At 58.9% G+C, this 19,659-nt stretch carries 16 protein-coding genes; 7 read left to right on the top strand and 9 right to left on the bottom strand.

Annotated elements, in window-relative coordinates; translation table 11 throughout:
• Positions 1 to 10 precede the first annotated feature (10 nt).
• The 7 genes from algG to yaaA all read right to left on the bottom strand — a co-directional run bounded on the left by algG (position 11) and on the right by yaaA (position 10,205).
• Complete coding sequence (gene algG / locus FPT12_RS20470) at positions 11 to 1,603, bottom strand: mannuronan 5-epimerase AlgG (RefSeq protein WP_145019234.1); 1,593 nt, start codon at positions 1,601 to 1,603, stop codon at positions 11 to 13.
• A 26-nt stretch (positions 1,604 to 1,629) separates the two neighbouring features.
• Complete coding sequence (locus FPT12_RS20465) at positions 1,630 to 3,114, bottom strand: alginate export family protein (RefSeq protein WP_145019231.1); 1,485 nt, start codon at positions 3,112 to 3,114, stop codon at positions 1,630 to 1,632.
• Positions 3,111 to 4,535, bottom strand: coding sequence for an alginate biosynthesis TPR repeat lipoprotein AlgK (gene algK, locus FPT12_RS20460; RefSeq protein ID WP_178098824.1), 1,425 nt, complete (start codon positions 4,533 to 4,535; stop codon positions 3,111 to 3,113). The genes FPT12_RS20465 and algK overlap by 4 nt, the downstream gene beginning before the upstream one ends.
• Before the next feature lie 9 nt (positions 4,536 to 4,544).
• A complete protein-coding gene (locus FPT12_RS20455; protein ID WP_145019228.1) occupies positions 4,545 to 5,714 on the bottom strand; it encodes an alginate biosynthesis protein Alg44 in 1,170 nt (389 codons plus the stop codon).
• A gap of 35 nt (positions 5,715 to 5,749) precedes the next feature.
• Positions 5,750 to 7,231, bottom strand: coding sequence for a mannuronan synthase (gene alg8, locus FPT12_RS20450; RefSeq protein ID WP_178098823.1), 1,482 nt, complete (start codon positions 7,229 to 7,231; stop codon positions 5,750 to 5,752).
• 73 nt (positions 7,232 to 7,304) lie between these two features.
• A complete protein-coding gene (locus FPT12_RS20445) occupies positions 7,305 to 8,621 on the bottom strand; it encodes a nucleotide sugar dehydrogenase (protein WP_145019222.1) in 1,317 nt (438 codons plus the stop codon).
• Positions 8,622 to 9,425: 804 nt separating this feature from the next.
• Entirely contained in the window at positions 9,426 to 10,205 is a 780-nt protein-coding gene (gene yaaA / locus FPT12_RS20440; RefSeq protein WP_145019219.1) for a peroxide stress protein YaaA, read from the bottom strand.
• Between the two features lie 179 nt (positions 10,206 to 10,384).
• Between yaaA and FPT12_RS20435 the strand changes: the two genes are divergently transcribed.
• The 5 genes from FPT12_RS20435 to moaE all read left to right on the top strand — a co-directional run bounded on the left by FPT12_RS20435 (position 10,385) and on the right by moaE (position 14,566).
• A complete protein-coding gene (locus tag FPT12_RS20435) occupies positions 10,385 to 11,509 on the top strand; it encodes a polysaccharide deacetylase family protein (RefSeq protein WP_145019216.1) in 1,125 nt (374 codons plus the stop codon).
• Positions 11,510 to 11,858: 349 nt separating this feature from the next.
• Positions 11,859 to 13,250: a PhoH family protein gene (locus FPT12_RS20430; RefSeq protein ID WP_145019213.1), complete on the top strand. Its 1,392-nt coding sequence runs from the start codon at positions 11,859 to 11,861 to the stop codon at positions 13,248 to 13,250.
• 150 nt (positions 13,251 to 13,400) lie between these two features.
• Positions 13,401 to 13,874: a cyclic pyranopterin monophosphate synthase MoaC gene (gene moaC / locus FPT12_RS20425; protein WP_145019209.1), complete on the top strand. Its 474-nt coding sequence runs from the start codon at positions 13,401 to 13,403 to the stop codon at positions 13,872 to 13,874.
• Complete coding sequence (locus tag FPT12_RS20420; RefSeq protein ID WP_145019206.1) at positions 13,871 to 14,113, top strand: MoaD/ThiS family protein; 243 nt, start codon at positions 13,871 to 13,873, stop codon at positions 14,111 to 14,113. The genes moaC and FPT12_RS20420 overlap by 4 nt, the downstream gene beginning before the upstream one ends.
• A 3-nt stretch (positions 14,114 to 14,116) precedes the next feature.
• On the top strand, positions 14,117 to 14,566 hold the full coding sequence (moaE, locus tag FPT12_RS20415; protein ID WP_145019203.1) for a molybdopterin synthase catalytic subunit MoaE: 450 nt from the start codon (positions 14,117 to 14,119) through the stop codon (positions 14,564 to 14,566).
• A gap of 101 nt (positions 14,567 to 14,667) precedes the next feature.
• On the opposite strand, the gene rhlB is transcribed toward moaE, so the two are convergent.
• Positions 14,668 to 16,155, bottom strand: a complete 1,488-nt coding sequence (rhlB, locus tag FPT12_RS20410) for an ATP-dependent RNA helicase RhlB (RefSeq protein ID WP_145019200.1) — start codon at positions 16,153 to 16,155, stop codon at positions 14,668 to 14,670.
• A 96-nt stretch (positions 16,156 to 16,251) separates the two neighbouring features.
• A complete protein-coding gene (locus FPT12_RS20405; protein ID WP_145019196.1) occupies positions 16,252 to 16,908 on the bottom strand; it encodes an alpha/beta hydrolase in 657 nt (218 codons plus the stop codon).
• Positions 16,909 to 17,374: 466 nt separating this feature from the next.
• On the opposite strand from FPT12_RS20405, the gene FPT12_RS20400 reads away from it, so the two are divergent.
• Both FPT12_RS20400 and FPT12_RS20395 read left to right on the top strand, forming a co-directional pair.
• Positions 17,375 to 18,406, top strand: a complete 1,032-nt coding sequence (locus FPT12_RS20400) for an amino acid ABC transporter substrate-binding protein (RefSeq protein ID WP_145019193.1) — start codon at positions 17,375 to 17,377, stop codon at positions 18,404 to 18,406.
• A 65-nt stretch (positions 18,407 to 18,471) separates the two neighbouring features.
• Positions 18,472 to 19,653, top strand: a complete 1,182-nt coding sequence (locus FPT12_RS20395) for an amino acid ABC transporter permease (RefSeq protein WP_145019190.1) — start codon at positions 18,472 to 18,474, stop codon at positions 19,651 to 19,653.
• Positions 19,654 to 19,659: the final 6 nt, after the last annotated feature.

Below are 19,659 nucleotides of genomic sequence, written 5' to 3'. Positions count from 1 at the left end.
AAAGTCATCCTCAGTCGCGCATTTCGGTCTGGCGTTCGACGGGGTCGATCAGCACGGCTTTCTGTTGGCGCACCAGCAGGTCGAGGATTTCGTCCTGGCGTTCGCCAAGGATCCCCGAGAAGCTGATGCCGCTGGACTTGGTCGGGGCGAGCATCGACACCCGGTACAACTCGACGCTCAATGGCGAGTCGATGGACAGCGGTCCGCTGCCATTGGCCGCCAGTTCGCCGCCGACGACGATCAGCGACACCTCGGTATCGAACGGGTCGAGCTTGATGTCGCGGTCGGTGTCGGTGAGGTCCTTGATGTGTCCGTAGACCCCGGTCAGGCCGTTGTTCATGGCGAGGTTTTCGTAGAGGCGAATGTTCACGCTGTTACGAATGCGGATGCCGTGGCGCTGGTTGCTGATCACCTTGTTGCCCCACAGCAGGTTGTCGGCACTCTCGTAGAGGGTGATGCCGTCGGTGTGGTTGCGGTAGATCTCGTTGTAGGCGATCAGGTTGTTGACGCTGTTACGGTCGATCACCAGCCCCGAGAGATGGTTGTCGTAGCTGCGGTTGTTGAAGATGAAGCTGTCGTTCACTTCGCGGGAAATGATGATGCCGTGCTTCTTCTTCGTTCCATGCACCGTGTTGTCGGCGATGATCAGCCCGTGGGAACGGTCATGGGGGTCGATGCCGTAGACGATGTTGTCGCGGTAGGTGTTGCCCTTGACCACGAAGTCGCGGGTTTCATAGCAGTAGAAGCCGTACCACATGTCCGAGAACTCGGAACCGATGATCCAGCCGGTCGGTTCCGGGCGCTTGAGCACCTTGGCCATGTTCGGCGTGTACTGGGAAATACTCACCCCGTAGGACTTACTGTTGGAGTAACCGAAACTGGCCAGCTTGCTGTTGACGATGTAGGTCTGGGTGCCGCCCCAGGCCAGCAGGAACGGGCGGAACTCCTTGGGCGAACGGAAGGTCGCCGGGCCATTGTCCTTCTCGCGCCAGCCAGTGATTTTGCTGTCACGCACAAACAGCTGGCCGTCGTTGACCATGAACGAACCGGCCTCTTCGGACAGACGCAACTCTTGGGTCTGTTGGTCGATTTCGAGGATGCCTTTTTGCCCGACCACGATCGGCAGCCTGGCGAGGAACACGCCGGCTGAGGTCTCGCTGAAGTATTGCTTGGGCAGCTTCTGAGTCAGGTCCTTGAGGTTGACGTAGCCGTCGTCGATGAAGATCGCCTGGGGAATGCCGTGTTGACGTACCACCCATTCAGCCATCTTGTTATCGCCACTGACGAAGTCCTTCAAGGCGTCTTCCTGCATCATCCGGCGCATGCTGACTTTGCCGGCCTTGCTGCGCACGATCTTCGCCGCGACGGTTTGTGCGGTGTAGCCGGACAGGTCGGGCAGTTTCGGTGCAGCCAGTTTCAGTGATGCGCTCGGCGCGCTGCTGACGGTGTATGTCTTGGCCTGTTGCAGTCCTTTGGCCACGGTCGCTTGCGGCCCTTTTGGGGCAGGCACCGCCGGTTCAACGCTGGCGAACACCGCTGAGCTTGTCAGCAGCATCGCGCCGACCAGCAGGCTGAGCGAGCCTTTGAGCGCAGGGTGGTTCATCTGGGGCACTCCCTTGGCGGCTCGCATCAGAAGCGCCAGATCACGTCGACGAACGCACGGTGCATGTACGAGTCGACCTGTTTGCCGTAGGCATCGCCCGGCTTGAACACCCCGCCACGAAAGCGCACCAGCGCCGAAGGTTCATCGATCGACTGACTCAGGCCAGCCGGTAACAGGCCCTGCTTGAAGTACTTGGTGACCACCAGATCCACTTCCTGGCCGAGGTCGGTCTTGCCGTCTACCAGTGGCAGCGAGGTGCTGGACAGCAGTGCACCAGTGACGTCGTCGTAGTTGTTCTCTACCGCGTTGATGCCGTTGTTGCCGACCGGTTTGTTGCCGTCGACGCGCCAGAACTTGTGGTAGACCAGGCTGGCATCGTAATCGTCCTGCAGCATCCAGGAGCCGAACAGCGTGGCGCTCTGCATGTTGTTCATGTCGCTACGGAAGGCCTCGCCAAAACGGTGAACCCGCGAGCGCGTACCGGTGTAGTTCGAGCGGTTACTCTGTAAACCGTTTTGCTCGTAGTCCGCGCTGGCACGGGCGTAGGCCGCGCCGACTTGCCATTGCGGATCGAGGCGCAGACGCACGCCGAGGTCGGTGGCCCAGCCGCTGACGTCGCCGTTTTTCGAGGCATCGATCGGGCGGCTGCCATCAGCGTTCAATGGATTGACGGTGTCACGGTTGCCGCTCATGCCGGTGAGGCTGGCCCAGTAGTTGACCGTGTTTCTGTTTTTCAAGCTGTAGGCGTCGCTGTTGGCTTCGACACCGAGCCAGCTCAGGTCGCCGTTTTGTTTCTTGGCGAGCGAGTCAGGGGCTTCGCCGGGTGTCGGGAAGTCGAGCTTGCCGTCATCATGGGTGTGATGAGCACGCAGCCCGACCCATTGACCGGGTGTCCATTGGGTCGCGATATCACCAAAGACGTGCAGGCGATCCTTGTCCTTGGGCGCCAGTTCGGTGAGGTCGGTGCGGTACTCGCTGAAGCGTTCGGCGACGCCGACGTTGGCCCGCAACAGGGTGGTGTCGAAGGTCCAGTTCAGCGCTTCGATGTTGGTGTCGCGCCATTGGCCGTCGTCGTTGCGCAGGCGTTGGCGACCGAGCTTCAGTTGCTCGCCAGGGTAGGGTGTGAGGCCGCTGTAACCGATCCAGAACTCACGCATTGCCAGGTAGTTTTTCTTGCTCTGGCGGCCGTTGTTGCCGCTGCTTTGGGCGCCTTGCGTATCGGACTGCAAGGTGTCGGTTTCGATGATGTCGGTCGCGGTCACGGCCTGGCCCATGGCGTAGGCGCTCCAGTTGCCGCTTTCACCGTAGACCCATGGACGCAGGTCCAGGCCCACACCGTTGACGTCGCCGCCGGACTTGGTGCCGAGGTCGCTGTCGTCTTCGGACTGGCCGGTGACTTTCACTTCCAGGCCGTAGTTCCTGGTGTCAGTCATCGCGGCCAATGTCGGGCAGGACCACAACAGGGCGAAGGTCAGGCCGATTCCGGCTTGAACGAATGGATTGAGCTTCATAGGGATTCCTCGCCGTCTTTTTCTTGCAGGGCCTCAACTTGCAGTGCGCTTTGGCTCGGGGCGCCACGCATGGCCTGTTCCTGTTTCAACAGGCGTTGGGCCTCGGCCAGCTGCGCAGGCGGCAATTGGGTTTCGAGTGTTTGCGCCAGCTCAGTGGCTTGCGGGGTGTTTTGTGTCTTGGCCAACTGGCTGAAGACATAGGCGTTGAGCGGGTTGGGCTGGGTACCCTTGCCTTGGGAAAACAACTGGGCGATGGCGAAGTCGGCACTGTTCTGGCCGTTGCGCGCCGCGGTCAGCAAGTGCTCCAGGGCTTTTTGTGAATAGACCTTGCCCAGATAACCACGGCGGTAGATCTGGCCGAGGTAGTAATCGGCGGCGACTTCCTTGCCCACGGCTTTCTGGAAGTGTTGTTCGGCGACCTTGGCGTCGGCCGGCACCCATTTGCCTTCGTAGTAGAGCTTGCCCAGCAACAGTTCGGCGCGTGGCTGATCGGCGGCGCGGCCGTTTTCGAGGTATTCCATCATCTTGGCGACGTCACCCAGCTCGGGGAAGTCGTAGAGCAACTGCGCCAGGCTGACCCAGGACGCCGGGTAGCCGGGGGCGATCTGCTCGAGCATGGCTTGCGCGGTTTTTTCGTCCGGTTTGCCCAGGCTGGCATCGCCGAGTACGCGGGCCACGCTGTCCATCCGCTGGGCAGAGACTTTGCCGAGGCTGTAGCCGGTTTGCAGTTGCTTGAGCAGTTGCGCCTGTTGATCCGGTTGGGCACGTTTCTGATAGACCGTGGCCAGCTCGACATAGCAGATGTCGGTAGTGTTCAGCGCCGCTTTGCAGATGCGCTCGACGTCGTCCAGGTGCTGGTCGTAAGTGCCTTGCGTGCGGTACAGCAGCACCTGGGCCAGGCCGGCTTCCGGGTAACGGGCGGCGCGCCATTGGCTGATCTGCTGCTGGGCGTTGATGTTCGGGAAACTGTGGGGATATTGCAGGTACAGCATGGCCAACGGAATCAGCGTGCCGCCCTCGTGATTGGCAAAGGCTTTCTTCAACAGACCTTCAGCCTCGTGTTGCTCGGCTTCGGTCGAACCCGGTTTGGCCACCAGCAGACGGCCCAGGCGCGCTTGCGCTCGCGGCGAGGTATCGGCGGCGGCACGGTAGGTCGCTTCGGCGGCTTTGAGCTGCGCCGGGTCGCGGCTTTCCACCTGAATATCGGCCAGACCGACCTGTGCTTCGCTGTAACCCAAGAGAGCCAGTTGTTTGTAGTTCTGCTGCGCGAGCGCGGTGTCGCCACGCTTCAGGGCTTCATTGGCCAGGCGCTGGTCGGGCAGGCCGGCGCAACCGGCCAGGCTCACCGCAAGGGCGACTGCGCACAGTGTTCCCATGTGGGAGCGCGGTGTTCTGAGGATGGGTGGAGTGGTCACAGGCATGTCCTCCGCTTAAAGACCTGCGGCCATGGCTTTGTCGATCAGCCAGTTCACGGAGGGGCCGCGGTCGCTGCTGACTTCCACTGGGCGACCGGCGAAGGTGCTGTCCAGCGGCGCGTCAGGTTTGATCTGCACGCGGATGTCGGACGACAGGTCTTCGCTTTTCAGGCTGGTGCTGCTGACGATGGTGCCGGTGCGTTTGGTGTCTTCGCCGGCGATCTGGAAGCTGACCTTCGTCCCCGGACGCACATCAGCGAACTGGCGATAGGAGAAGCGCGCTTCGACACTGGCCTGGCTGCCCTGTGGCACCAATTTGAAGATCACGTCGCCTTTGCTGGCGTACTGACCGTCGGCGACCATTTGTTGAGCCACGGTGCAATCGCAGGGTGAGGTCAGGGTGCCAGTCATCTGCTTGCCGAACAGCTCTTCAACCTTGGCCGGCTGCAACTGGTTTTCGTCCAGATGACCCTTGAGCACGTCGAGCATACTGGTACTGAACGTCGCCAGTGGCGCGCCCTTGGCCGCAACGCCATCGGTCTTGATCAGGCTTTGTACGGTGCCGTCGCGGGGCATCGTGACGTTCATGCCGGAAACGCTGACCAGACCGGCCTGGGCGTGGCTGACGAAGTACATGCCGTACACCGATTTGAAAACGAAACCGAACGCCGCGAGGCCGACGACGAAAATCCCCAGGCTGAAGGTCACTGCCCGCAAGCGCCCGAAAGCGCTCATGCCGTGACCACTGTCCTTGAGCTTGCGTGCCTTGGTGAAGTTGTCGCGTTGCAGGGTCGCCAGCACGTCGCCCATGGTCACGATGTCACCGGACAGGTGCGACGTGATCAGCTGGCGCAGGGTCGAGATGTCCTGCGGTTCGAGGTTCTGGAATTGGCAACCGGTGCGGCCGGTCTGGCGGTCGAACGAGCGAATCTGTATTTCGACGTCCATGGCCAGGCCGAGGTTGTCGATCAGGAATTGCAGGCGGCCCTTGTGCACGTCGCCGACCTTGAGCGGTATCTGCCCGGCATTGAAGCTCAGGCCACCGGCGGACAGATCGATGATCCGTGCGTCCACGGGCGTACGGTCGGGTCCGAGGAAGCGCAGCTTGGCCGGGATTTTCACGCGGGCGTGTTGGCGTTGGGCTTCGGATTCATGCACTACGTTGATGTTCGCGGCGGTATTCATAGGGGGTATTTCCTCGTTAATTCAGGCAAGGCAGGTCAGACCATCAACAGCAGCACGGCGACGAAGATGCTGCCGGCGGAGAAGGTCATGGTCCGAGACGACCAGGTGTTGAACAAACGCTGTGCGCTTTCCAGATCACGGGTCAATTTGGTGTCCTGACGGGTCCAGGACTGTTGGTCGAGGCGGAAGAACACGTAGATCTTCACCAGCGCGCCAACGATCTGGTTGTAATAAAGAATCGCCGGGTAGGCCGGGCCGATCTTGTGTCCCGAACAGGAGAGCAACAGGGTCAGGATCAGGCGGGTGATGCCGATCCACAGCAGGTACACGAGGATGAACGCGGTGCCGTATTTGAAGCTGGCGATCAGTGCCACGGTCAGGCCCAGCAGCGAGGTCCACATCGACACGCGTTGGTCGAACAGCACCACCGAGGTGAACAGGCCCAGGCGTTTCATCCCCAGGCCCAGTGCCCGGGAGTTCTGCCGCAGGTTGTTGCCGTACCAGCGAAACATCAGCTTGCGGCTGGCCTTGATGAAGCTCTTTTCCGGCGGGTGTTCAACGGTGTTGATCGCCGCGTCCGGCACGTAGAAGGTGTCGTAACCCAGGCGCATCAGGCTGAACCAGCTGGACTTGTCGTCACCGGTGAGAAACTTGAAACGGCCCAGGCGCCAGTGTTGCAGCGAGTCACTTTCGACGTCGGCGATAAAGTCCGGATTGGTGACCACGGAGGCGCGAAACACCGACATGCGTCCGGTCATGGTCAGCACGCGCTTGGACAGGGCCATCGAGCACATGTTGATGTGGCGCTGGGCGAAGCGCAGCTTGTGCCATTCGCTCATGATGTAGCCGCCGCGCACTTCGCAAAATTCGTTGGTGGTCAGGCCGCCGACATTGCCGAACAGCTGGAACCACGGCACGGTTTTGCGCACCACGCCTTCGGCGAGCACGGTGTCGCCATCGATCACCGCCACGACCGCGCGGTCGTCCGGCAGGTGGCGTGAGATGGCGCGGAAACCGAAGGCCAGGCCATCGCGTTTGCCGGTGCCGGGGATGCGCACGAAGTCGAGCTTGACCCGGTCCGGCGGGTTCATTTTGGCCCAGAGGCTTTTCACCAGCAGCTCATCGGACATTTCCACGATCGAGCAGACCACGGTGGTCGGGAGCTCGCACTCGATGGCCTCGCGAATCACCGAGCTGTAGACCTGCGCGGTGGTCAGCGCGTCGATACGAAAACTGGTGACCATCAAAAAGACGTGGGACGGGTCCGCCGCCTTGCCGAGCTTGCGCACTTTGCGCCGCAGGTGCGGGTAGACCACGTAGAGAAACAGCATGCCGCGCAGAAAGTGCGTGGCACCCATCGAATAGCGCCAGATACCGACGGCGCCAATCAGGAAAATGAAGTCCCTGGACTGCGAGTCGAAGGTGCTCACAGGCAGCGCCATGGCGATGCCCATCAGTAAACTGAGGTAAAACAGCCAACCGGCAGCCTGAAGTAGGCGGTGCTTTAGCCTGTGCATAATCTGCATCCATTGTGTTTCGGCGATGAGCAGTCGTAGGCGCTGGCAGAGCCAGCGCCTACGGGAACGGCGGTTACCAGCAGATCCCTTCGGTGCGGCCACTGACGCTGGTGGCTTTGGACATGAAGCCGACCAGGTCGACCACTTGCTTGCCGTGCGGCGCGGTCTCGGCCAGGGCGCGGAACTTTTCGTCGCGGTTGCCGAGGATGATCACGTCGGAGTTGTCGATCACCGAGTCGAAGTCGGCGTTGAGCAAGGACGAGACGTGAGGAATCTTCGACTCGATGTAATCCTTGTTCGCACCGTGGACGCGGGCGTATTCGACGTTGCTGTCGTAGATGCTCAGGTCGTAACCCTTGCCGATCAGCATTTCCGCCAGCTCCACCAGCGGGCTTTCGCGCAGGTCATCGGTGCCGGCCTTGAAGCTCAGGCCGAGCAGGGCGACTTTGCGTTTGTCGTGACTGGAAACGATGTCGAAGGCGTTCTGCACCTGAGATTCGTTACTGCGCATCAGCGAATTGAGCAGTGGCGCTTCGATGTCCAGGGAGCTGGCGCGGTAGGTCAGGGCGCGCACGTCCTTCGGCAGGCACGAGCCACCAAATGCGAAGCCCGGGCGCATGTAGTACTGGGACAGGTTGAGGGTCTTGTCCTGGCAGACCACTTCCATTACTTCGCGACCATCGACGCCGACCGCTTTGGCGATGTTGCCGATCTCGTTGGCGAAGGTCACTTTGGTGGCGTGCCAGACGTTGCAGGTGTACTTGATCATCTCGGCGACTTCGATGTCCTTGCGGATGATCGGCGCGTCGAGCTCTTCGTACAGCGATTGCAGAACGTCACCGCTGGCTTTGTCGAACTCGCCGATGACCGTCATCGGTGGCAGGTCGTAGTCCTTGATCGCGGTGCTTTCACGCAGGAACTCGGGGTTCACCGCAACGCCGAAGTCGACGCCGGCCTTTTTGCCCGAGCAGTCTTCGAGGATCGGGATCACCACGTTCTTCACGGTGCCCGGTAACACGGTGCTGCGTACCACGATGGTGTGGCGGGTGGTTTTGTCACGCAGGACAAAGCCGATCTCGCGGCACACCGATTCGATGTAGTTGAGTTCCAGATCGCCGTTCTTCTTGCTCGGCGTACCGACGCAGATCATCGACAGGTCGGTGTCACGGATGGCTTCTGCGAAGTGGGTAGTGCCGCGCAGACGACCGGTCTGAATGCCCTGGGTCAGCAGCTCGCCCAGACCCGGTTCAACGATCGGAGATTTACCGGCATTGATCAGGTCGATCTTGTCTTTGGAAATGTCCACGCCAACCACTTCGTGGCCTCGTGCAGACAGGCAACCGGCACAGACTGCGCCGACGTAACCTAAACCAAATATGCTGATGCGCATCGCAATTACCTCTGTATTTATCACGCCGTTAAAGGCGCGAAGTTAATAGTGTTCAGCGGTCGAAGTGCACTCGGAAGTGTGGATGGCAGGCGCCACAATACCGTGTGCAGGCATGCTCAATTCCGAGTGTCTAAATAAGTGCACTCAAGGTGTGCGAAACTTGGCCTGAGGGTAAAGGCGTGCCCTGAACTGCGGCCGGCATTTCTTTTGAATACCGTGGTGCAAAAGGCTGGAGGTACTTGAAAGTCGGTATAAAGCCAGCAATATCAAGCGCTCAGGTGCTCAGATGAGCACGTTTACAGGGGGGGCAGCCTTTGCCTTGTAGGGGATAGTAATGGTGCGTTATCTCCTGTTATTCCTAATAAGTGGCCTGAAAGCCAAGTTGAACATGACAACTTGGCGATAGGGTCGACACTCTGTGTAAGTTATCTCGTACACGCTCAGAGATAATCGTTACCGGTGGTATGAGCGGTGTATTTTCAGATAGTTCATGGCGGCTTATCCCGATTTTTGAAATTTCCTGAAATATTGCAAAAGATGGCACTGCTCTCATATTGATAGCACTTACCGTTTCGGCCTTTATTTATGGGGAGTTAATTAGCGTGAATGGTTTTTTGCCACTACGCTTGAAAAAAATGCGTGCCACTACTGAAAAAATTCACGCTTGTCGAGTGAAAGAAATTTCATAAATGGAAAGGATGTGTTTTTGTCGCCAAGATAATGACGAATTGGGCGGGGGAGATGTAGGGGAAACCACGTTTCGGCGCACGCACATTGATCAATACCGTGCGCCATTGTGATGCGTTATTCGGGGGCGTGGTCGCGCAGGAAAACCAGGTTGTCGGGTTTCGACTGTTCGGCGCTGTAGCGGTAACCCTGCACGTCAAATTGCTTGAGCGCAGCCGGGTCGTTGATGCGTTCCTGGATCACGAAACGGCTCATCATCCCGCGGGCTTTCTTCGCGTAGAAGCTGATGATCTTGTACTGGCCGTTCTTCAGGTCCTTGAACTCGGTGTTGATGATCCGGGCGTTCAAGGCGCTGCGTTTGACCGCCGAGAAGTACTCGTTGGAGGCCAGGTTGAGCAGCACGTCATCGCCTTGCCCGGCCAGGGCTTCGTTCAACCATTCGCTGATTTGCGTGTCCCAGAAGGCGTACAAATCCTTGCCGCGGGCATTGGCCAGTTTGGTGCCCATCTCCAGCCGATACGGCTGCATCAGGTCCAGCGGGCGCAGCAGGCCGTAGAGGCCCGAGAGCATGCGCAAGTGTTGTTGGGCGTAATCGAAATCGGCTTCGCTGAAGGTCTGGGCATTCATGCCGGTGTACACGTCACCCTTGAACGCCAGCAGCGCCTGCTTGGCGTTGGCTGGCGTGAACGCCGGGGTCCAGCTGCCGAAGCGTGCAGCGTTGAGGCCGCCGATCTTGTCGGAAACGTGCATCAACTCGCTGATCTGTGCCGGGCTCAGCTCGCGCAGTTGCAGGATCAGCTCCTGGGAATGGTCCAGGTATTGCGGTTGAGTGAAACGCTGGGTGGCCGGCGGTGTTTCGTAATCGAGGGTCTTGGCGGGGGAAATCACCATCAGCATGAAGTCGTCTCCTTTAATCGTGCGGGGATTCTAGGGGGTTGTCCCCTTTGACTCCAGCTATGGAGGCGATAGGTGCTGGACGGTTCGGCGTTTGATCGTTCCCACGCTCCCGCGTGGGAACGATCATGTAGACGAGATCAGCTATAGTGCCGCGCGGGTTTTGTTATGGAGACATCCCTTTGCGTATCGCTTTACTGTTTTGTGCCTGGTTGTTCAGCATAAGTGCCTATGCCGCGCCCAACGACCTCGCCACCCTGGACCGCAGCACCTGGCCAGAGCAACTGGGCAACCCGACCCTGTTCGATGTCGCTTCACGCGCGGAAATCCTCACCTTCGCCCGGGCCTTGCTCGCCAGTGAGTCGCTGGATGAAGCTGCTTTAAAGCAGCGCCTGGGGTTGCGCATGATCAACCTCGAGTCGATCAACACGCTGCGCGCACGCATGTGGCAGCGCTTGCTGGCCAACTATAATTTTGCCCAGCGCAGCTGCGATCAGGATGCGTCGTTCTGTTTTCTGGTCGAAGACATGGACACCCTGCGCGAGCAGGCCGCCAAGTTCGAACTCGGCGAAGACTCCTATTACGCCCGCTGGGCCGAGCCGAGCCGGCATTTTCACGAGCGCTATCTGGACGAGCAATTGCGCAAGGCCGCGCTGTTTCCGCAGACCAGCAGCGAAGTCGAACTGTTCGGCGACTACGAGCGTAACGGCGATGAGCTCAACGATCGGCTGTTTGTGCTGAGTTTCGACAGCGCCGCCAACCTCGCGCCGGACAACACCGCGTGGCTGGCCGAGTACCTGCGCAAGGCGAACCTGAGCGGGACCTTCTTTGTACTGGGCAGCGATATCCAGAACCGCTTGGCACAGCATTCGGTGGCCGAGCTGCAAACGTTGTACTCAAAGCAATGCATCGGCGTGCAGGGCTGGGAATTCCGCTCCCACAGCCATTGGCAGGATTGGCAGTATTCAGTGACTCGCAGCGTCGAACTGGTGAAGAGCAAACTTCCGGAAAACTTCGTGCCGTTGTTCCGCCCGCCGAATGGCCAGCGTCGCGCCGATGCGCAGGGTTTCTTCAAGGCTCAGGGGTTGCAGGTTGCGCTGTGGGACATCGATCCTGCGGACGGCAGTCGTCAGCTCACGGCTGAGCAGAGCGCGCAGCGGGTGCTGACATTGATGCTGTTGTGGCGCCACGGGGTGATCAATTTCAACGTCAAACAGGACGTGGTGAAAACGGCAATGCCCTGGCTGTTGACGCACACTGCGCAAAGCGGTATCGGCTGGGAAGATTGTCAGGAGGCTTTTCGCTGAAACGCGGAACCCAGTAAACAGTGGGACAGGGGGAATTTCAGGAGGAATTTCGATACAGACGGACTTCCGACTTTAACGGTGCAGGCGCGGCGCGCCAAGGGCTTTTCGTCACTCTGAAAAATAAACTTCAAAAAAGCGTCAAAGTGCTTTTTTCTGTCATGGGTTTTGGAGTATTACGAAGACAGACCGCCGAAACCTGCAACACAGGTGGCGTCTTCCAAGACCCCGTGTGTGCAGTTCACTTCAGTCGTGCAGTTCATTTGAGTACGACAGGTGAATTCGGTGGCCACTTCGAGGCGCAGCACTGTCATGGTATTGCGTCGACTGGCTCCCACAAAGGTGACCGAGTATGGATGATCACGGACGTAGCCCCTCCAACCTGCCAATCCTTTATGTACTCGATACCAACGTATTGATCCACGATCCAAACGCGCTCCTGAACTTCGAAGAACACCACGTTGCCATCCCGATGACCGTCCTTGAAGAGCTGGACAAGCTCAAGAGTGGCCATCACAGCGTTGCGGCCGAATGTCGTCAGGCCATTCGGCTGATCGACAACACACTGGGCGACGCCTCTCCCGAAGACGTTGAACAGGGTGTACCGATCCAGCGCGGAAAAAGCGGGCCCAAGGGTTTGCTGTCGATTCTGATGAGCAAGCGTACCGAGCCGAACATCGTTCTGCCCGAACACCTGAACGACAACATCATCATCAACCAGTTGATCGACCTGCACGCGCGTGACAAGGATCTGCGTGTGGTGCTGGTGACCAAAGACATCAACATGCGCCTCAAGGCCCGGGCCTGCGGGATTGCGGCCGAGGACTACAGCACTGACCAGTTGGTTGACGACGTGTCGTTGCTGCCCAACGGCTATCACAACATGACGGGCTCGTTCTGGGACCGTGTGAGCAAGGTCGAAACCCGTCAGGACCATGGCCGCACCTGGCACCAGGTGCAACTGATCGACAACCTGCCGGCCGTGCATATCAACGAGTTCATCATCGACGAACAGGGCTTTGTCGGCTGGATCAAGGAAATCCAGGTCGATAAGCTGCTGATCCTCGACCTGCATCAGGAACCCCTGTTGCACCAGGAAGCCTGGGGCCTGAAACCACGCGACATCTATCAGAGCCTGGCGCTGTACGCCTTGCTCGACCCGGACATTCACCTGGTCAACCTGTCGGGTGCTGCGGGTTCGGGTAAAACCATCCTGGCGCTGGCTGCGGCCATCGAGCAGACCATGGTCAGCAAACGCTACCGGCGCATCATCGCCACCCGTAGCGTGCAGGGGCTGGACCAGGAGATCGGTTTCCTGCCGGGCACCGAAGCAGAAAAAATGGAGCCTTGGCTGGGCGCCATCACCGATAACCTCGAAGCCTTGCACATGGATGATGAAAGCACCCATGGCAGCGTCGACTACATCCTCAGCAAAGTGCCGTTGCAGTTCAAATCCCTCAACTACATTCGGGGCCGCAGCTTCCAGCAGAGCCTGATCCTGATCGACGAATGCCAGAACCTCACGCCGCACCAGATGAAAACCATCATCACCCGTGCCGGCGCCGGTTCCAAAGTGGTGTGCCTGGGCAACCTGGCGCAGATCGACACCCCTTACCTGTCCGCGACCAGCTCCGGGCTGACCTACCTGACTGAACGCTTCAAGGACTTCCCCAACGGTGTACACATCACCCTGCAAGGGGTGCCACGTTCGATTCTGGCCGAATACGCCGAATCTCATCTTTAAGAGCAGCTGCAAGATTTAAGCTGTAAGCGGCAAGTTACAGGCGGACGGAGTACTTCTCTCTTGCCGCTTGTAGCTTGTAGCTTGCCGCTTAAAGCTGCTTTTTTCTGACCCGCGGGTTTACAATCGGTGCTCCTGATCAGGAGTAAGGCTGTGCTGACTCATCTCGATTCCCAAGGTCGCGCCAATATGGTCGACGTCACCGACAAAGCCGTGACGTTCCGTGAAGCCACGGCCGAAGCGCTTGTGCGTATGCTCCCTGAAACCCTGCAGATGATTGTCAGCGGCGGTCACCCCAAAGGTGACGTGTTTGCCGTGGCGCGCATTGCCGGCATTCAGGCGGCGAAGAAAACCTCTGATTTGATCCCGCTGTGCCATCCGTTGATGCTCACCAGCGTCAAGGTCGAACTGAGTGCCGAAGGCCTCGATGCGGTGCGCATCGTCGCCCGCTGCAAACTGTCCGGGCAGACCGGGGTGGAAATGGAAGCACTGACCGCGGCCAGTGTTGCCGCGCTGACGATCTACGACATGTGCAAGGCCGTGGACCGTGGCATGGTGATCGAAACCGTGCGCCTGCTGGAGAAACTCGGCGGTAAGAGCGGGCATTATCAGGTGGCTGATCAATGAAATTGACGGTGAAGTTTTTTGCCCGTTACCGCGAGGCGCTGGGCGTTGATTCGTTGAGTGTCGAAGGCGATTTCGCCACGGTCGGCGATGTGCGTTTGCTGTTGGCGCAACGCGAGGGCGCCGAGGTGCTGAGCGAGCAGAATCTGATGTGCGCGCGCAATGAAGACTTGTGCCAGCTCGACGAACCGCTCGTCGACGGCGATGAAGTGGCGTTTTTCCCCACCGTTACCGGAGGCTGATCCATGGCGATTCGCGTGCAGTCCACGGCGTTCGACCCCGGCGCTGAAGTCAATGCGATGCACGCGGCGAATGTCGGTGTCGGTGCGGTGGTGAGTTTTGTCGGTTATGTCCGCGACTTCAACGACGGGCTCGATGTCGCCGGGATGTTTCTTGAACACTACCCGGGCATGACCGAAAAGGCCCTCGGCAAGATTGTCGTCGAGGCCGAGCAACGCTGGCCGTTGCTCAAACTGGAAGTGCTGCATCGCATCGGCGCATTGGAACCGGGCGAACCGATCGTCTTTGTCGGCGCGGCGAGTGCCCATCGCCAGGCGGCATTCGACGCCTGCGCCTTTGTCATGGACTACCTGAAAACTCGTGCACCGTTCTGGAAGAAGGAAAACACCAGCGACGGCCCGCGTTGGGTGGAAGGGCGCGACAGCGATCACGCGGCGGCTGATCGCTGGAAGTAAACTGATTTGTCCGTTATGGACTTATTGTTCCGCTTGGCAATATCCAGGCGTAAAAAAAGCGCAGTCCGTTTCCGGCTGCGCTTTGTCGTTGCTACGCGTGCTTAAGGGCGTTTGCGTTCAACCACTCGCAACAGATGCGTCGGTGGGGTTTCGCAACTGATCTTGCGACCCAGCAACGCCTCGATGGACGGTAGCTGGTAGGAGTCATCCTCACCGGCAAAGCTGATGGACACGCCATCGGCACCCGCTCGACCGGTACGACCAATGCGGTGGACGTAGTCGTCCGGGACTTCCGGCAGGGTGAAGTTGATCACGTGGCTGATGCCGTCGATGTGAATCCCGCGACCGGCGACATCGGTGGCCACCAGTACGCGGATCTTGCCTTCGCGGAATCCTTCCAGGGTCTTGATGCGCTTGTGCTGCGGAACGTCACCCGACAGTTGGGCCGCGTTGACGCCGTCACGTACCAGGCGTTCTTCGATGCGCCGCACTTCGTCCTTGCGGTTGGCGAAGACCATCACCCGTTCCCAGCCGTTGTCGGTGATCAGGTTGTAGAGCAGTTTGTATTTATCGGCGCCGGCAACGGCGTAGATGTGCTGTTCGACGTTTTCGCTGGCAACGTTCTCGGATTCGATTTCAACGATGGACGGGTCGGTGGTCCATTGCTTGGCCAGGTTCATCACGTCTTCGGTGAAGGTGGCGGAGAACAGCAGGGTCTGACGTTCGCTTTTCGGTGGGGTCTGGCGAATGATCTGACGCACTTGTGGGATGAAACCCATGTCGAGCATCCGGTCGGCTTCGTCGAGCACCATCACTTCGATCATGTCCAGGTGCACATCACCGCGCTGGTTGAAGTCCAGCAGGCGGCCCGGAGTGGCCACGAGGATGTCGCAGTGGCGGGCTTCGAGGTGCTTGAGTTGCTTGTCGAAGTCCATGCCGCCAACGAAGGTCATGACGTTGAGACCGGTGTACTTGGTCAGGTCGGCCGCGTCCTTGGCGATCTGCACCACCAGTTCACGGGTCGGTGCAATGATCAGCGCCCGCGGCTCGCCCATGTAGCGCTCTTTCGGCGGCGGGGTTTGCAGCAGCTGGGTGATGATCGAGATCAGGAATGCGGCGGTTTTGCCGGTGCCGGTCTGGGCGCGACCGATGGCGTCTTTGCCGGCCAGGGTGAAACCCAATACCTGCGCCTGGATCGGCGTGCAGTACGGGAAACCCAGGTCCTGGATGGCGTGCATCAGTTCCGGGGCCAGTTTGAAATCATGGAAACGGGTTTTGCCTTCCTGGGGTTCGACGACGAAGTCTTCGAGTTTCCAGGCGACTACGGGCGGTTTCGGCGCGCGTTCGCGGCGCGGTTGCGCAGGTTTTGGCGTCTCGCTGCGCGGTTGCTGTGTAACAGGTTCGGCAACAGACTCGCTGGCCGGAGTGTTCACAGGCTTTTGTTTCGGTGCCGCGACAGCTGCGGTCCGGCCAGGCTGATGACCGTCGGTGCGGTTGCTGGGTGTGTGGGAAGGTGCGCTGGAGCTGGGCGCGAGCTGCTCAGCCTCGCTTTTACCGAACATTTTCTTGAGTGCTTTGAGCACGGTCATCTCATCAATTGGTTAAGGAATGTACGCCGGCCAGTGTAATGCAAGAAACGGGCGCGGCGTAGTGTGTTGCTCATACAGCTACAGGAAGTTTCCGTATTAGCGCAAGCGGTCCGCGAGCCAGACGCCAATATCACGAATTTCTTCGGGTAACACTTCGTGACCCATTGGGTATTCCTGCCATGTCGCGGTGACACCTCGCGTCTTCAAGTGCTCGTACGCACTGCGTCCCATGGCGTTCTGCACGACATCATCGTACTGGCCATGCAGGCACAGCACTGGAATCCGCTGTTGGCTGGCAGAAAGTTGCAGCTCATCGCTGAACGTCGGCGCATAGGTGGAGAGGGCAAGTACGCCACCCAGCGGTCCCTGCCATTTCAGGAAAGCGCTGTGCAGCACCACGGCGCCGCCCTGGGAAAACCCTGCAAGAAATATCCGCGAGGCGTCTATTCCGCTGGCTCGCTGCTCTTCGATCAGCGTTATGACGGTTTGGGCTGACACCTCCAGCTCTTCGTGACTGATGCTCCGCGCGGGTTTCATGGCCTTGATGTCGTACCAGCTTGGCATCTCGTAACCACCGTTAATGGTCACTGCGCGGGTCGGCGCCTGGGGCAGAACGAAGCGGGTGGTTAACAGGCTTTCCTGCAGGGCTTCGGCCACCGGCAAGAAATCGTAACGATCGGCGCCCAGGCCGTGCAGCCATATAACGCAGGCGTCAACAGGCTTGCTGGGCTGAAGAATCAAGGGCTCGGTCATGCTTGCTCCATTGTGGTGCGCGGACTCCCATGCAGTGCAAGAAGATGGGGCGCACCAGGCTGATTGGTGAATAAAATGTCGCAAATATATAAGTTTTTCTATTGACCCGTGGCTGAAACGCTTTAGCCGCAACTGTGGTACGGGCCTTGCTATGGGAAAAGCGAAGTGATTGTTCTCAGCCACGGCGGTAACACTATCAGTCACTGTCGGCTGTGGGATAGCAAGAATCCGGTGATGGATGTTCGCCAGTGGCCGTTACGGGCTTCGCGAACGTAAAAGGGCTATAGCCCGTTCGGCCGATTGGTGAGACGTGAGTTTTCCATTATGTGGATTATCTCCTACTAGACTCATAGCTAATGTCTTACGCCGCTTGACCCAAAGAAAGGCCAACACGGGTCAACAGCGCCTCATAAGGGTGCGGCAGGACTCAAGCTCCGACACAACAAGAGCAAAACTGGAGGTTTGAATGAAGATGTTGAAATCCACCCTGGCAGTCGTGACTGCGGCCGCAGTACTCGGTGTCAGTGGGTTCGCTCAGGCGGGTGCAACCCTGGATGCGGTACAGAAGAAAGGCTTTGTGCAATGTGGCGTGAGCGACGGTTTGCCAGGTTTTTCGGTTCCGGACTCCACCGGCAAGATCGTCGGTATCGATGCTGATTACTGCCGCGCCGTTGCCGCTGCCGTATTCGGCGACGCGACCAAGGTCAAATTCAGCCAGTTGAATGCCAAGGAGCGTTTCACCGCGCTTCAATCCGGCGAAATCGACATGTTGTCGCGTAACTCCACCATGACCAGTTCCCGTGACGCGGGCATGGGCCTGAAGTTTCCTGGCTTCATTACCTATTACGACGGCGTAGGCTTCCTGGCCAACAGCAAGCTGGGCGTGAAAAGTGCCAAGGAACTGGATGGTGCAACCATCTGTATTCAAGCCGGTACCACCACCGAGCTGAACGTGTCCGACTACTTCCGTGCCAACAACCTGAAGTACACCCCGATTACTTTCGACACCTCCGATGAAAGCGCCAAGTCGCTGGAATCCGGTCGTTGCGACGTGCTGACCTCCGACAAGTCCCAGTTGTATGCACAGCGCAGCAAACTGGCTTCGCCTAAAGATTATGTGGTGCTGCCTGAAACCATCTCCAAAGAGCCTCTGGGGCCAGTCGTACGTAACGGTGACGATGAGTGGCTGGCGATCGTTCGTTGGGTTGGCTACGCGATGCTCAACGCCGAAGAAGCCGGTATCACTTCGAAAAACGTGGTTGAACAAGCCAAGTCGACCAAGAACCCGGACACCGCCCGTCTGCTGGGCGGCGACGGTGAATACGGCAAGGACCTGAAACTGCCGAAGGACTGGGTCGTCAAGATCGTCAGCCAGGTCGGTAACTACGGTGAAGTCTTCGAGAAAAACCTCGGCAAGAGCACTCCGCTGGAAATTGACCGTGGCCTGAATGCGCTGTGGACCAACGGCGGTATCCAATACGCACCACCAGTGCGCTGATGGTTCTATCACCCGGTGGGCCAACCACCGGGTGATGTTCTGTACCATTATTTCTGGGGCACTTCATGCAAAATTCAATCGGCGCACCAAAGCAGAGGCTCAGCCTCAGCGATCCGCGAGTGCGTGCGTGGCTGTTTCAGATCATCACGGTTGTCGCGGTGATCTCGATGGGTTGGTACCTGTTCAACAACACTCAAACCAACCTGCAACACCGGGGCATTACCTCCGGTTTCAGCTTTCTGGAGCGCAGCGCCGGGTTCGGCATCGCGCAACACCTGATCGACTACACCGAATCGGACAGCTATGCCCGGGTGTTTGTCATCGGTTTGCTCAATACCCTGTTGGTGACCGTTATCGGCGTGATCCTGGCGACGATTCTGGGGTTCATCGTTGGCGTGGCACGGCTGTCGAAGAACTGGATCATCAACAAGCTGGCAACAGTTTACGTTGAGACTTTCCGTAACATTCCGCCGCTGCTGCAAATCCTGTTCTGGTACTTTGCGGTGTTCCTGACCATGCCAGGGCCACGCAATAGCCATAACTTCGCCGACACCTTCTTTGTCAGCAGTCGTGGCCTGAACATGCCGGCTGCACAGATGGCGGGTGGGTTCTGGGCGTTTGTAATCAGCGTCGTGGTGGCAATCGTCGCCATCGTGCTGATGTGCCGTTGGGCCAACAAGCGTTTTGAAGCGACCGGCGTACCGTTCCATAAATTCTGGGCCGGTCTGGCGCTGTTTCTGCTGATTCCAGCCTTGTGCGCGCTGATCTTTGGTGCGCCACTGCATTGGGAAATGCCGAAGCTGCAAGGCTTCAACTTTGTCGGTGGCTGGGTGCTGATTCCGGAACTGCTGGCCCTGACCCTGGCCCTGACGGTGTACACCGCGGCGTTCATCGCCGAGATCGTGCGCTCCGGGATCAACTCGGTCAGCCATGGTCAGACCGAAGCGGCGCGTTCGCTGGGACTGCGCAACGGCCCAACCCTGCGCAAGGTCATCATCCCGCAAGCCCTGCGGGTAATCATTCCGCCGCTGACCAGCCAATACCTGAACCTGGCGAAGAACTCCTCGCTGGCCGCCGGTATCGGTTATCCGGAAATGGTTTCGTTGTTTGCCGGCACGGTGCTGAACCAGACCGGGCAGGCCATCGAAGTTATTGCCATCACCATGAGCGTGTACCTGGCGATCAGTATCAGCATTTCCCTGCTGATGAACTGGTACAACAAGCGCATTGCGCTGATCGAGCGGTGAGGAAAA

It is taken from the genome of Pseudomonas sp. H3(2019) (assembly GCF_007713465.1).
GTDB lineage: Bacteria > Pseudomonadota > Gammaproteobacteria > Pseudomonadales > Pseudomonadaceae > Aquipseudomonas.
This window is presented reverse-complemented; position numbering and strand designations above follow the sequence as displayed.

What these genes read in the sequence shown, in the direction of transcription:
- FPT12_RS20455 (WP_145019228.1), bottom strand. Translation starts at nt 5,714, where the DNA reads ATGAATACCGCCGCGAACATCAACGTAGTGCATGAATCCGAAGCCCAA.
- algG (WP_145019234.1), bottom strand. Translation starts at nt 1,603, where the DNA reads ATGAACCACCCTGCGCTCAAAGGCTCGCTCAGCCTGCTGGTCGGCGCG.
- rhlB (WP_145019200.1), bottom strand. Translation starts at nt 16,155, where the DNA reads ATGACCGTGCTCAAAGCACTCAAGAAAATGTTCGGTAAAAGCGAGGCT.
- FPT12_RS20400 (WP_145019193.1), top strand. Translation starts at nt 17,375, where the DNA reads ATGAAGATGTTGAAATCCACCCTGGCAGTCGTGACTGCGGCCGCAGTA.
- FPT12_RS20445 (WP_145019222.1), bottom strand. Translation starts at nt 8,621, where the DNA reads ATGCGCATCAGCATATTTGGTTTAGGTTACGTCGGCGCAGTCTGTGCC.
- moaE (WP_145019203.1), top strand. Translation starts at nt 14,117, where the DNA reads ATGGCGATTCGCGTGCAGTCCACGGCGTTCGACCCCGGCGCTGAAGTC.
- yaaA (WP_145019219.1), bottom strand. Translation starts at nt 10,205, where the DNA reads ATGCTGATGGTGATTTCCCCCGCCAAGACCCTCGATTACGAAACACCG.
- FPT12_RS20430 (WP_145019213.1), top strand. Translation starts at nt 11,859, where the DNA reads ATGGATGATCACGGACGTAGCCCCTCCAACCTGCCAATCCTTTATGTA.
- FPT12_RS20405 (WP_145019196.1), bottom strand. Translation starts at nt 16,908, where the DNA reads ATGACCGAGCCCTTGATTCTTCAGCCCAGCAAGCCTGTTGACGCCTGC.
- alg8 (WP_178098823.1), bottom strand. Translation starts at nt 7,231, where the DNA reads ATGCACAGGCTAAAGCACCGCCTACTTCAGGCTGCCGGTTGGCTGTTT.
- FPT12_RS20465 (WP_145019231.1), bottom strand. Translation starts at nt 3,114, where the DNA reads ATGAAGCTCAATCCATTCGTTCAAGCCGGAATCGGCCTGACCTTCGCC.
- algK (WP_178098824.1), bottom strand. Translation starts at nt 4,535, where the DNA reads ATGCCTGTGACCACTCCACCCATCCTCAGAACACCGCGCTCCCACATG.
- FPT12_RS20420 (WP_145019206.1), top strand. Translation starts at nt 13,871, where the DNA reads ATGAAATTGACGGTGAAGTTTTTTGCCCGTTACCGCGAGGCGCTGGGC.
- FPT12_RS20395 (WP_145019190.1), top strand. Translation starts at nt 18,472, where the DNA reads ATGCAAAATTCAATCGGCGCACCAAAGCAGAGGCTCAGCCTCAGCGAT.